Origin of the sequence: Streptomyces sp. NPDC058145 (genome assembly GCF_042884245.1) — a bacterium.
In the GTDB taxonomy this organism is placed as follows: Bacteria; Actinomycetota; Actinomycetes; order Streptomycetales; family Streptomycetaceae; genus Streptomyces.
This window is the reverse complement of the sequence record NZ_JBHVUH010000010.1, coordinates 1-13,347: the sequence shown is the minus strand read 5'-3', so window position 1 is coordinate 13,347 and position 13,347 is coordinate 1. Positions and strand designations below refer to the sequence as shown.

General features: G+C 73.9%; 9 protein-coding genes. 7 read left to right on the top strand and 2 right to left on the bottom strand.

All coding sequences use genetic code 11. The features are described 5' to 3' along the window. Window positions 1–23: 23 nt before the first annotated feature. From ACFVVO_RS22825 to ACFVVO_RS22800, 6 genes are all read left to right on the top strand, one after another. Entirely contained in the window at window positions 24–1,496 is a 1,473-nt protein-coding gene (locus ACFVVO_RS22825) for an NlpC/P60 family protein (protein ID WP_390057420.1), read from the top strand. Window positions 1,497–1,684: 188 nt separating this feature from the next. Beyond that, on the top strand, window positions 1,685–3,049 hold the full coding sequence (locus ACFVVO_RS22820; RefSeq protein WP_390057419.1) for an FAD-dependent oxidoreductase: 1,365 nt from the start codon (window positions 1,685–1,687) through the stop codon (window positions 3,047–3,049). A 369-nt stretch (window positions 3,050–3,418) separates the two neighbouring features. Continuing rightward, complete coding sequence (locus ACFVVO_RS22815; RefSeq protein ID WP_390057418.1) at window positions 3,419–4,633, top strand: hypothetical protein; 1,215 nt, start codon at window positions 3,419–3,421, stop codon at window positions 4,631–4,633. Window positions 4,634–4,745: 112 nt separating this feature from the next. Further along, window positions 4,746–5,069 (top strand): YkvA family protein, encoded by a 324-nt coding sequence (locus tag ACFVVO_RS22810; RefSeq protein ID WP_390057417.1) that lies wholly within the window; start codon window positions 4,746–4,748, stop codon window positions 5,067–5,069. Between the two features lie 187 nt (window positions 5,070–5,256). Next, entirely contained in the window at window positions 5,257–7,773 is a 2,517-nt protein-coding gene (locus ACFVVO_RS22805) for a SpoIIE family protein phosphatase (RefSeq protein ID WP_390057416.1), read from the top strand. An 83-nt stretch (window positions 7,774–7,856) separates the two neighbouring features. After that, on the top strand, window positions 7,857–10,583 hold the full coding sequence (locus ACFVVO_RS22800) for a SpoIIE family protein phosphatase (RefSeq protein ID WP_390057415.1): 2,727 nt from the start codon (window positions 7,857–7,859) through the stop codon (window positions 10,581–10,583). Window positions 10,584–10,658: 75 nt separating this feature from the next. Here ACFVVO_RS22800 and ACFVVO_RS22795 read toward each other — a convergent pair whose 3' ends face one another. Further along, window positions 10,659–10,892, bottom strand: a complete 234-nt coding sequence (locus ACFVVO_RS22795) for a hypothetical protein (protein WP_390057414.1) — start codon at window positions 10,890–10,892, stop codon at window positions 10,659–10,661. A 118-nt stretch (window positions 10,893–11,010) separates the two neighbouring features. Next, window positions 11,011–12,852, bottom strand: a complete 1,842-nt coding sequence (locus ACFVVO_RS22790; protein ID WP_390057413.1) for a glycoside hydrolase family 15 protein — start codon at window positions 12,850–12,852, stop codon at window positions 11,011–11,013. A gap of 219 nt (window positions 12,853–13,071) precedes the next feature. Between ACFVVO_RS22790 and ACFVVO_RS22785 the strand changes: the two genes are divergently transcribed. Then, complete coding sequence (locus tag ACFVVO_RS22785; RefSeq protein WP_385015121.1) at window positions 13,072–13,278, top strand: hypothetical protein; 207 nt, start codon at window positions 13,072–13,074, stop codon at window positions 13,276–13,278. Window positions 13,279–13,347 lie beyond the last annotated feature (69 nt).

Below are 13,347 nucleotides of genomic sequence, written 5' to 3'. Positions count from 1 at the left end.
GGCAAGGAAGGAGCACGTCTTCCATGGTGCCGGAGGGCCGCGACGAGGTTCGGCGGCGGATCGACTTCCTCTACGAACAGGCCGAGAACGCGACCGGGAACTACAACGCGACCCGGGCCATGTCGGCGGCCGGCAGGAACCGGGGGGTCGCGCTGTCCAAGAGGTCCGGGCCGCGTCCGGACCCGGGCCTCGACGCGGTGGCCCGGCAGTGGTTCGACGCGGCGCGCGCCAAGCTCGGCCCGACGGTTCCGGCCGTGCTCCCCGCCGACCGCCTGCCCGAACCCCCGGCCGGCCCGGCCCGCTCGTGGGACCGCGCGAACCCCGGTGACCGGGACGCCCTGAGCGTCGCACTGCCCGAGCTGGCACCCGGCTCCGCCGGCCGGGCCCCCGATCGCGCGGTGGCGGAGCTGACGGGCGGGTCCTCGGCGGCATCGAACGGCCGCCCCCGCGCCGCCCTGGAAGCGGGCACGTCCGGCCTGACGGGCGCCCGCCCGGAACTCCCGGCCGCGCGTCCCGCTGAGCTCCCGGCCGCGCGTCCCGTCGAACTTCCTTCGATGACAGCCGAGTTGTCCGCTCCGATGTCACTCCGGCCGGCCGCCTGGGGTGCGGCGGAACCGGCTCACCTCGGCGTCCCGGAGACGAGCGACCCCGGCCCGGCGGAGACGGCCGTACTGCCCGTCGCCACCCTTCCCGAGCCGCAGGCCGCCCCGGCGTGGATGCCGAGGGAACTGCCTGCCTCCGGGGCCGCGCCCCGGCACCCCTCCCCCGCCGACTCCAAGGCGAGCCACCGCCGCAAACTGGCCGCGGCCCGGGACCTGCTGGCCCGGCACGCCGCCCAATTCACGTTCTCCGCAACGGCGTTCCAGCCGGTCGACGGGCAGTGGGAGCAACCCCCGTGGACGGCGCCCAGCACCGCGGCGACGCCGAGCGCGGCCGCCCTCGTAACGCCCGCCCTCGTAACGCCCGCCCCCGTGACGCCCGCCCCCGTGACGCCCGCCCCCTTCGACCCCCTCGGCGGCACGGGCTCCTTCACGCGGTCCACCATCGACGCCTTCACGGACACGGGCGCGTTCCCGCAGCCCGCCCTCACCGACACCGGCTCCTTCACCCCGTTCCCCACCCCCTTCACCCCCGACACGACACGCGCCGCCAAGGCCATCGCGTTCGCCCGGGCACAGATCGGCAAGCCCTGCGTATGGGGGGCCACCGGTCCGGAGTCCTACGACTGCTCCAGCCTCACCCGGGCGGCGTGGCAGGCCGCCGGGGTCACGCTGCCGCGTGCCGCGCACGAGCAGGCACTGGCCGGCGTCCCGGTCGCCCTCGCCGGACTCGAACCGGGCGACCTCGTCCTCTTCTTCGACGACGACCGGCACGTGGGCCTGCACATCGGCGACGGCATGATGATCCACGCACCGGGCCCGGGATCCACGATCCGCGAGGAGTCGATCTACGGCGCCGGGGAGTCCGCGATCCACCGGGTGATCCGGCCGGCCTGACCCCCTTTCCAGGGGTGTCGGCCCCGGCCCGGCCCGGGGCATAAGTGGCTCCTTGAACCCTCATAAGATCCGCTTATGAGGTCATAGACCAGACCCGCGTACTAACTTAGGGCTGCCTTAGCTTAGGCTTCCCGATCGAGCGAGTCTTCTGTTCAGGCTCGAATGTTCACGCTCGAAGGGAACTGATCATGCCGCGCCCCCTGCGGGTAGCCATCGTCGGAGCCGGCCCGGCCGGGATCTACGCCGCCGACGCCCTGCTCAAGTCCGAGGTGGCCGCCGAGCCCGGTGTCTCCATCGATCTCTTCGAGCGGATGCCCGCCCCGTTCGGCCTGATCCGCTACGGCGTGGCGCCCGACCACCCGCGCATCAAGGGCATCATCACCGCCCTGCACCAGGTGCTCGACAAGCCGCAGATCCGCCTCTTCGGCAACGTCGACTACCCCACCGACATCAGCCTGGACGACCTCCGGGCGTTCTACGACGCGGTGGTCTTCTCGACCGGCGCCACGGCCGACCGCGAGCTGTCCCTACCCGGCGTCGAACTGGACGGCTCCTACGGCGCCGCGGACTTCGTCTCCTGGTACGACGGCCACCCGGACGTGCCGCGCACCTGGCCGCTGGAGGCCGAGAAGGTCGCCGTGCTCGGCGTCGGCAACGTGGCGCTCGACGTGGCCCGCGTCCTCGCCAAGACGGCCGACGAGCTGCTGCCCACCGAGATCCCGCCGAACGTGTACGACGGCCTGAAGGCGAACCGGGCCAAGGAGATCCACGTCTTCGGCCGCCGCGGCCCGGCACAGGCGAAGTTCAGCCCGATGGAGCTGCGCGAGCTGGACCACTCCCCCAACATCGAGGTCATCGTCGACCCCGAGGACATCGACTACGACGCCGGCTCCATCGAGACCCGGCGTGGCAACAAGCAGGCCGACATGGTCGCCAAGACCCTGGAGAACTGGGCGATCCGCGACGCCGGCGAGCGGCCGCACAAGCTGTTCCTGCACTTCTTCGAGTCCCCCTCGGAGATCCTCGGCGAGGACGGCAGGGTCGTCGGCCTGCGCACCGAGCGCACCGCCCTGGACGGCACCGGGAACGTCAAGGGCACCGGTGAGTTCAAGGACTGGGACGTCAGCGCCGTGTACCGCGCGGTCGGCTACCTCTCCGACAAGCTGCCCAAGCTGCCCTGGGACCTGGATTCCGGCACGGTGCCGGACCGGGGCGGCCGGGTCCTCGAGGAGAGCGGCGGCCACCTGCAGTCGACGTACGTCACCGGCTGGATCCGGCGCGGCCCCATCGGCCTCATCGGCCACACCAAGGGCGACGCCAACGAGACCGTGGCCAACCTGCTGGACGACCACGCGAACGGCCGCCTGCACACCCCTGCCTCGCCGGCGCCGGAGGCCGTGGACGCCTTCCTCGCCGAGCGCGAGGTCCGCTTCACCACCTGGGAGGGCTGGTACAAGCTGGACGCCGCCGAGCGCGCGCTGGGCGAGCCGCAGGGCCGTGATCGCGTGAAGCTCGTCGAGCGTGAGGACATGCTGCGGGAGAGCGGCGCGTAACTCGTCGGTGGACGGGGCCCGCCCCGAGCGGATGGGTGGGCGGCCCCGTCCGACGGCCCATTGTGGGCGTCCGGTCCCGGCTCCGGGACGTGTGAACGACGGTCGTGTCACACGTGCGGCGCGCACCCCGGGTGATCGGCGCGAGCCTCGTGTCAGCGGCGTGCGTCACGGGTGACCGGCGCGCGCCCGGTGCGCGGGAGCGTCGGTCGCGCGCCCGGGAGCGCGGGCACACCACCGCGAGACCGCCCGTGACGCGCCCCGCGCCTCTGTCACCGGTGGCACGGCGCGCCGCCCGGGGCCCTGTCGACGGGTTCCGCCCCCCAGCGGTGATACTGGGTAGCGCACCGGCCCCCATCAGCAGATTGGCCCATGTCGAACTCCGCCACCGACCACGCCACCATCCCGCAGACCCTCTGGGCGGCCCGCGGCCGCCACCCCGGCCCCGCCGCCGAGGACGTCGTCCGCCGCACCCTCGGACGGCACAGGGAGAGCGGGGACATCGACGACTTCGCCGAGCCGCCCGTGCCCGACGACTCCCCCGAACGGATCTTCGAGGCCCGCTGGCGGGCCGGCGGCACCGTGACCGTGCGGGCCCGGCTCACCCTCGTACCGCGGGCCGCCCGCCCCGAGGGGCAGGAGTGGACGCTCGTCGCCGAGGCGGAGCGCCCGTGGGACGAGGCGTGGCCCTCCCCCGCGACCCTGTTCTGGCCCGAGGCCGGGCCGGCGGAGGGCGCCGACGGCGACTGGGACCACCACCCCACCGTCCAGGGCCTGCGCTTCGGCCAGGTCAACCCGCTGCCCGACGACGACAAGGAGACGCGGCGCCGGCTGAAGGACGCCGCCCGCGAGTCCTGGTGCGCGCATGTCGTCGTGCACGAGGCGATGACCCCCGACGAGCAGGGCAGGCTGCCCCTGGCCCGGCTGCTGCCGCCGGGGCTCCGGCACCGCGTGATGGAGCACCGGGCCGCGCCTCAGCAGTTCCGCGCCGTCAACTGGGCGCTGAAGGACCTCGGCGTCGAGGTGCCCCGCGGCGGTGCCGTGCTGCTGCCGCCGGACCCGGCGCCCCAGGACTACGACGGCCGGGAGCACAGCGTGCGCACCGTCTTCCTGGACGGCTCGGAGCCGGCCGGACTCGTGGCGGCACTGCGCGACTTCATGGCCCTCCCCCGGCCGCTGCCGCCTGGCGCCCAGGAGGCGCTGACGGACCTGCGCGAGAACTGGACCCTGACGACGCTCCAGGAGGAACTGGAGCGGCAGCGGGAGCTGGTCGCCATGTACGCCGACGCGCTGGAGGCGATGACGAAGTCCCGGGACCTGTACCGGGAGGCCGCCGAGCAGGCCCACCAGGCGCTGACCGCCCTCCGCGACGCGCCCGCCCCCGCCGCGCTGCCGCAGCAGCAGCGGACGGGCGCCCGGACACCCGCCGCGCTCCAGCAGCTGACGCGGACCTTCGAACGACTGCGGTTCACCGCCAAGGGCCCGCGCCCGGCACCCGCCCCGGACGGCCCGTCCGAGGCCCCAGGAGTCCTGGAAATCCCCGGAGTCCCCGAAGTCCCCGGCGCCGGCGCGGCGGAGCGGCGGTAGTGGACCGGCACGCGAGGCGGTACGGCGGCCGGGACCGGGCAGAGGGAAGAGAAGGGGAAGTGAAGGGGGCCGCACCGGCCCGCCCCGTCCGTCACGAGGGACTGGAGGCCGCATGGATTCCACCGCGACCTGGCTGGTGACAGGCGCCGTCGTCGCGGCGGTGCTGCTCGCCGTCGCCGTCGGCCTGCTGGTGCGCCTGGTCCGCGCCCGGCGCACCCTGCGGCGCGCCGGGCTGCCCACGGGACCGCGGTGGGTGTTCTGGGGTGCGGTCGCGTACCTGGTGCTGCCCACCGATCTGCTGCCGGACCCGGTCTACCTGGACGACATCGCCGTCCTGCTCCTTGCCCTGCGCAGCCTGCGGGTCGGCCGCGTCCTGCCGGAGGGGACCGAGTTGGGGGCCGGCCGCGCCCTGCCGCCGAAGACCAAGGAGTTCTGAACCGGCCCCGCGTCCCACGCCGGTCCGCCGCACCTCGCGGCGACGCGGACCGGGTCCACCGGCATCCCGGTGGATGCGAAGGCCGCTCTCCCGCCGCCCTTCCTGCTCCGCCCAGGTGCGGTCCGCCGCCCGGGTGGCGCATTCTTGCTGTGTCATCCACCCGGCGGCGCACGGGAGGTAGGCACCCATGGCTGTGAGCCGCGAGCGCACGGCCGGTACGCGGGCCCGGCTGGCCACGCTGCTGGTCGACGCCTCGACCGGCGCGCTCGGCGCGGCCGGCGGCCGCGTGGCCGGTGTCTACCTGCGTTCCAGCACCCCGGGGCTGCTGCGCCTGGCCGTGCTGGTGGGGCTGCCCGGGCCGCTGTTCCGGCCCTGGTGGCGGCTGCACCTGGGCCGGCCCTTCCCGGTGGCCGACGCCTACCGTCTCGGCGTCCCTGTGGTGCTGCCCGACGCCACGGAGACGGTGCGCCGGTATCCGCAGTTCGCGGCGGGTCTGCCGTTCCCGTTCGGGTCGGTGCACGTGCCGGTGCCGGGCGGGGCCGAGCCGCTCGGTGTGCTCACGGTGCTGCGACCGGCGGTGCCGGACACGGTGGACGAGCTGCTGGACCAGGAGCTGCTCGGGCGGCTCGCCGAAGGACTGGGCGCCGAGCTTCTCGGGCTCGCGAACGGGGAGGAGGCGGCACTCGCCTGGGACGGGGACCCGCTGTGCGCACGGCCGCCCGTCACGCGTCCCGCTGAGACCAGGGTGGGCCGCTTCACCTGGGACCCGGCGACCTCCGCGGTGGACGCCGACGACCGGCTGAGCGCGCTGCTCGGGCTGCGGACGGGCGAGTTCCCCGGCACCGGCCCGGCGCTCGCGGACGCGCTGTCCCGGGACGAGGCCGGACACATCCTGGCCGCGCTGCACGAGACCGCCGCCGGGAAGCCGCCGCCCGTGCCGCTGAGCGTCAGATCGGTGCACGGTGCCCTCCGGCTGCTGGACCTGTGGCCGAAGGCGGACGCGGGCGCGAAGGTGCTGGTGGGCGGCATCGTCTTCGAGCCGGGGCCCGCCGCGGCGGCGGACGGCGCGGCCGATCTGCTCCCGCAAGGGGTGTTCTGCCTGGACCGGATGGGGCTGGTCGTGTACGTCAACCCGGCCGCGGCCCGGCTCGCGGGCCGGGAGCGGCCGGCGTTGCTCGGCCGTCCGCTGTGGGAGGCGATGCCGTGGCTGACCGGACCGCCGTACGACGACCATCTGCGCGGCGTGCTGCTGTCGCTCGAACCGGTGCACGTGCACGTCCGGCGCCCGCCGCAGGGCGCCGCGGGGCCCGCCGGGGGTGACTGGCTCGCCCTGACGGTCCATCCCGGCCCGGACATCCTCACCTGCACGCTCGTGCCGGCCAGCCACGTGGACGCGTCGACGGAGCCGGAGACCGCCGACCGGCCGCCGGACGAGCCGCACGCCCTGGAGGACACGGTGCTCGGCGATCACTCGCTGGCCCCGCTGTACCGGCCCATCGCACTGGCGATCGCGCTGACCGACGCGGTCACCGCCCGGCAGGTGTCGGCGGTCGTGATGCGGGAGCTGCTGCCCGCCTTCGGCGGCCGCCGCCTGGCCATCTACCTGCTCCAGGAGCGCCACCTGTACCTGGCCTGGGAGACCGGCTTCCCCCAGGGCTTCCTCGCCCCGTTCGACGGCGTCGGCCTGGACGCGCACATACCTGGCGTGGAGACCCTCACCACCGGCCGCCCGCTGTTCTTCGAGTCCATGCGGCAGCTGGCGGACACTTATCCCGGGCTCGCCCTGGACGCCGAGGAGGGCGCCCGTGCCTTCCTGCCGCTGATCGCCTCAGGCCGGCCCGTCGGCTCGTGCATCCTCGGGTTCGACCGCCCGCGCGGCTTCGGCACCCAGGAGCGTGCGGTCCTCACCGCCCTGGCCGGACTGATCGCGCACTCGATGGAGCGGGCCCAGCGCTACGACAGCGAGGCGGCGCTCGCCCGGGGTCTTCAGCAGGCCCTGCTGCCCCGGCGGCTGTCGGCGCATCCCCGGGTGGAGACGGCCGGACGCTATCTGCCCGGCACCCAGGGCATGGACGTGGGCGGCGACTGGTACGACGTGGTGGAGGCGGGCAGCGGGCTGGCGCTGGTGATCGGCGATGTGCAGGGGCACGGTGTGCAGGCGGCGGCCACCATGGGCCAGCTGCGCAGCGCGGTGCGGGCCTTCGCGCTGGGGGACCGGCCGCCCGACGAGGTGATGAGCGGCACCAACCGGCTGCTGATCGACCTCGATCCGGGCCAGTTCGCGAGCTGCTGCTACGTCCGGCTGGACCCGGCCACCGGACGGGCCCGGGCGGCCCGGGCGGGGCATCCACCGCCGCTGCTGCGCTGCCCCGACGGACGGACCAGGGTGCTGGACATCCCGGGCGGTGTCGTCCTCGGGGTGGATCCGCAGGCCCAGTACCCGGTGACCGGGCTGCGGCTGGAGCCGCGCGCGGTCCTCGCCCTGTACACCGACGGGCTGGTGGAGCGGCCCGGCACCGACATCGACGACGGCATCACCGCGCTGGCCCTGGCGCTGTCGCGGGCCGGGGCGGCCGTCGGACGGCGGGGCGGCTCCCTCGCCGGGGTCGCCGACCGGCTCACCTCCACCGCCCGCAACGCCACCGCCCGGCCGGACGACGTGGCGCTGCTGCTCGCCACCCGGCGCCCGGCGCAGGGGCGGTGACCGCGGCACGCGGCCGGCTCCCGCGGCAGCCGCCTCGGCCGACGCCCTCGCCACCCGGGGCCGCGCAGTGTAGACATGGGCTCATGGTCCGACTGCCCGGCCGGCCCGAGACTCGGCCGCCCCGTTCCTTCGGGCGTCCGCGCGCACCGAGGCAGCAGGCGGCCGGCACGAACGGCGCACCGCCGGGCGTGCTGCGGTCGGCGGTGACCGGACACAGCGTCGCCGGACAGGTGTTCCTGCTGCAAGCGGTGATCGTGCTGCTGCTGGTCGTGTCGGCCGTGGTGGCCCAGGTGCTCCAGGTGCGGCACGACAGCGCCCAGGAGGCCCGCAGCCGCTCGCTCGCCGTCGCCGAGTCGTTCGCCAACGCGCCCGGCACGGCCGCCGCGCTGCGCGCCCCTGACCCGACGGCCATCCTGCAGCCACGCGCCGAGGCCACCCGCAAGGCGACCGGCGTGGACTTCGTCGTCGTGATGTCGACCGACGGCACCCGGTACACCCATCCCAAGCCCGACCGAATCGGCAAGAAGTTCGTCGGGACGCTCGCGCCGGCCGTCGCCGGCGGCACGGTCGTCGAGAAGGTCAACGGGACGATCGGCCCGCTGGTGCAGGTCGTCGTGCCGGTCAAGGACAAGGCCGGCAAGGTGGTGGGCCTGGTGTCGTCCGGGATCACCACCGCGCACGTGGGCGGGACCGCCAACCAGCAGCTACCCCTGCTGCTCGCGGCGGCCGCGGCGGCGATGGCGCTGGCCACCGCGGGCACGGCCCTGGTCAGCAGACGGCTGCTGCGCCAGACGCGCGGCCTCGGACCGTACGAGATGACCCGGATGTACGAACACCACGACGCGGTGCTGCACGCCGTCCGGGAGGGCGTCCTCATCGTCGGCGGTGGTGGCCGGCTGCTGCTCGCCAACGACGAGGCGCAGCGGCTCCTGGACCTGCCCGAGGACGCCGAGCAGCGGCATGTGCTGGAACTGGGGCTGGACGACGAGACGGCCGGGCTGCTCGCCTCCGGGCGGGTCGCCACGGACGAGGTGCATCTGGTCAAGGACCGGCTGCTGGCCATCAACCAGCGCCCCACCGACCTGCGCGGCGGGCCGCCGGGCAGCGTCACCACGCTGCGCGACTCCACGGAGCTGCGCGCCCTGTCCGGCCGCGCGGAGGTGGCCCGCGAGCGGCTGAACATGCTGTACGACGCCGGGGTGGGCATCGGCACCAGCCTGGACGTGGCCCGTACGGCGGAGGAGCTGGCCGGACTGGCCGTGCCCCGGTTCGCGGACTTCGCCACCGTGGACCTGTTCGACGCGGTGCTGAAGGGCGAGGAGCCGAAGCCGGGCACCGCGCTGCGCCGGGCGGCGTTCAGCGGCATCCGCAAGGACGCCCCGCTGTATCCGTTGGGCGAGCGCATCCGGTTCGTGCCGACGTCGCCGCAGGCCCGGAGCCTGACGACGGGGCAGTCCGTCGTGGAGCCGGTGCTCCGCGAGGCGTCCGGCTGGCTGGCACAGGACGTGGACCGCACCGGTCAGGTCGTGGCGTACGGGATCCACTCGCTGATCACCGTGCCGCTGAGGGCGGGCAACCTGGTCCTGGGCCTGGCGAACTTCTGGCGCGCGGAGAAGCCGCAGCCGTTCGACGCCGAGGAGCTGGCCCTCGCCGAGGAACTGGTGGCACGGGCCGCCGTGTCCATCGACAACGCCCGCCGCTACACCCGTGAGCACAGCATGGCGGTGGCCCTCCAGCGCAGCCTGCTGCCGCGCTCCCTGCCCGAGCAGGACGCCCTGGAGATCGCCTACCGCTATCTGCCGGCGCAGGCCGGGGTGGGCGGCGACTGGTTCGACGTACTGCCGCTGTCCGGCGCCCGGGTGGCCCTGGTGGTGGGCGACGTCGTGGGGCACGGGCTGCACGCGGCGGCGACGATGGGCCGGCTGCGCACGGCGGTGCACAACTTCTCCGCGCTCGATCTGCCGCCCGACGAACTGCTCGGCCTGCTGGACGAACTGGTGGGCCGCATCGACCAGGACGAGACCCCGGCCGACGGTGCCGCGGTCACCGGCGCGACCTGTCTGTACGCGGTGTACGACCCGGTGTCCCGGCGCTGCACCGTCGCCCGGGCCGGGCATCCGCCGCCGGTGCTCGTGTGCCCGGACGGCGAGGTGGAGTTCCCGGAGGTGCCCGCGGGTCCCCCGCTGGGCCTGGGCGGTCTGCCGTTCGAGACGGTCGATCTGGAGCTGGCGGAGGGCAGCAGTCTGGTGCTCTACACCGACGGTCTGGTGGAGGACCGGGACCGGGACATCGACGTCGGCCTCGAACTGCTGCGCGACGCGTTGCGCCGGACGCCCGGCGCCTCGCCCGAGGACACCTGCCGGACCGTGCTGGACCGCCTCCCGGCCCGGCCCAGCGACGACGTGGCGTTGATCGTGGCGCGCACCCGGGTCCTCAGCACGGACCGGGTCGCCGAGTGGCAGGTCCCGTCCGAACCGGCGGCCGTCGCCGAGGTGCGGGCGTCGGTGACCCGGCGGCTCGACGGCTGGGGCCTGGAGGAGCTGTCGTTCACCACGGAGCTGATCCTCAGCGAGCTGGTGACCAACGCCATCCGCTACGGGCGCGACCCGATCGGGGTACGGCTGCTGCGCGAGCGGACGCTGATCTGCGAGGTCTCCGACGGCAGCACCACCTCCCCGCATCTGCGGTACGCGGCGAGCACCGACGAGGGCGGCCGGGGCCTCTTCCTGGTCGCGCAGCTCGCCGAGCGCTGGGGCACCCGGTACACCCCCCACGGGAAGATCATCTGGGCGGAGCAGCCACTGTCCTGACCGCCGGGATCATCCCGGCCGGTGCGTCCGCCGAGCACGCGGGGGGGGTGCGGCGCGAACCCGGCGGGGGCCCGGTCAGCCGCCGAGCCGCGAGCGCAGCAACTGCTTGCCCAGTTCGGCGCCCTTACGGCTGTCCGACTGGGCCTTGCGGAACAGCTCCACGACCTCGTTGTCCTTCTCACGGTCGGCGTCCTGGATGTACTGCTCCAGGCGCAGGGCGTTGCTCAGGCACGCCTCTACGTACCAGATGAGGTTGTAGTCCCTGTCGAGGGTTCCGGTGACGTCGCCGGTCTCGCTGGTGCTGGTCATGCGGGGTCTCCTCCTTTCGCGGGCCCTGTGTTCTTCGTCCTTCGTAAGACCCCCGGGTACCCGTGCGGCCTGCGCGGCACACGGCACCCTCCGCCGCCCGTGCGCGGGCCCGGGTGGCTCAGCCGAGGGCGCGGTCGAGGTTGAAGGCTGCGCTGATGAGGGACAGATGGGTGAAGGCCTGCGGGAAGTTGCCCTGCTGCTCGCCGGTGCGGCCGATCTCCTCGGCGTACAGGCCGAGGTGGTTGGCGTAGGTGAGCATCTTCTCGAAGGCCAGCCGGGCCTCGTCGAGCCGCCCGGCCCGGACCATGGCCTCGACGTACCAGAACGAGCAGATCGAGAAGGTGCCCTCGTCGCCGCGGAGTCCGTCGGGGCTGGCCTGCGGGTCGTAGCGGTAGACGAGGGAGTCGGAGACCAGGTCCTCGGTGAGGGCGTCCAGGGTGGACAGCCACTTGGGGTCGGTGGGGGCGATGAACTTGGCGAGCGGCATCATGAGCACGGCCGCGTCGAGCACCTCGCTGTCCTCGTGCTGGACGAAGGCGCCGCGCCGCTCGGACCAGCCGCGGTCCATGATCCGCCGGTAGATGGTGTCGCGGGACTGGCGCCAGCGGGGCAGGTCGGCGGGGAGTCCGCGCCGGTTGGCCAGGCGGATGGCCCGTTCCACGGCCACCCAGCACATCAGCCGCGAGTACAGGAAGTTGCGGCGGCCGCCCCGGGTCTCCCACACGCCCTCGTCGGGCTGGTCCCAGTGGTCGCACACCCAGCCCACGAGGTGGCACACGTCGTCCCACTGGCCGCTGGAGATGGGTTGGGCCCACTTGTCGTAGAGGTAGATGGAGTCGATCAGGGCGCCGTAGATGTCGAGCTGGAGCTGGTCGGCGGCTGCGTTGCCGACCCGGACCGGGGCGGAGCCCAGATGGCCCTCCAGATGGGTGAGTTCGCGTTCGGGCAGCTCGGTGCGGCCGTCGATGCCGTACATGATCTGCAGTGGTCCGGCGTGGTCGCCGCAGCCGGGGCTGATGTGCGTGGTCAGGAACCGCATGAACGCCTCGGCCTCGCCGGTGAAGCCGAGCCGCAGCAGCGCGTAGACGGCGAAGGCGGCGTCGCGCACCCACACGTAGCGGTAGTCCCAGTTGCGCTCGCCCCCGAGCTGTTCGGGCAGGCTGGTGGTGGGCGCGGCGACGATGGCGCCGGTGGGGGCGTAGGTGAGGAGCTTGAGGGTGAGCGCGGAGCGGTGGACCATCTCGCGCCAGCGGCCCCGGTAGCGGGACTGGTGGAGCCAGTGCCGCCAGTAGGTGACGGTGGCGTTGAACTCGTGCTCGGCCTCCATGTGGGGGCAGCCGCGCGGTGGCACCTCCTCGCCGGCCAGGTCCAGGGCGAACACCGCGGTCTCGCTCTCGCCGAGCTTGAAGTCGGCCCACGCGTCCCGTCCGTCGCACTCCATGACGACGGTGGAGGTGAGCGCAAGGGACCGCTCGGGCGATTCAAAGAAGAGCAGGCCGTTCAGCTTGCGCACGGTGTGCGGGTCGGCGCCGTAGTTGAAGCGCGGCGCGACCCTGGCCCGGAAGGGGACGGTGCCGCGCACGCACACCACGCGCCGGATCAGCCGGTGCCGGCCCGACTCGGCGGCGAGCCCGTCCCCGGCGACCGGCATGAAGTCCTGCACCTCGCCGACCCCGTCCTCGGTGAAGAAGCGGGTGATCAGCACGTTGGTGTCGGGGAAGTAGAACTGCTTGGTCCGGCCCGGTACGGCGGCGGCCAGCTCGAAGCTGCCACCGCGCTCGGCGTCCAGGATCGACGCGAAGACACTGGGTGCGTCGAAGGAAGGTGAGCAGTACCAGTCGATCGTGCCGTTGGTGCCGACCAGCGCGACACTGCGCAGGTCGCCGATGAGACCGTGCTCGGCGATCGGCAGGTAGCGGGGGCTTCGGGACGACTCCTGCTGGAAGGGCATCTCGGCCATCGTTGAGGCCTCCCCGGTGCGGAACGCTGCTGTTTTCCAGGGTATGGGCGGATTTCCAGCTTACGGGCGAGTGCCTCGGCGCGGGCTGGGCAGGCGGTCCTCACCCCGCTCTGCGGCCCCTTCCGGATGCAGGGTTCGGCGCGGCGGTGAATGGTGAGAGGGTGCCCCGTTCGGCGGCACCGGCACGGATGCGGTCATCCGGACCGAGGAGGAGGCATCATGTCGACATCCACACCCGAAGGGTCCCGGTCGTCCGACGACCACTGCACCCCGGACGCCCTGCTCCACTCCGCTCCTTCACGGGGTCTGACCCCGGAGGACCTGGTGATGGCGACGGGCAGGGACGTCACCCCGGCGACCCTCGACTGGGCGCGCCGCAAGCTGGAGGCCGAGGGGCCGTCGGCCATCGAGAAGCTGCTGCCCTGACAGGGCGGTCCGGGAAGCAGGCAGGACACCAACGGGGAGGCGCCGGGCGGGCACGCCCCCGTCAGGGGG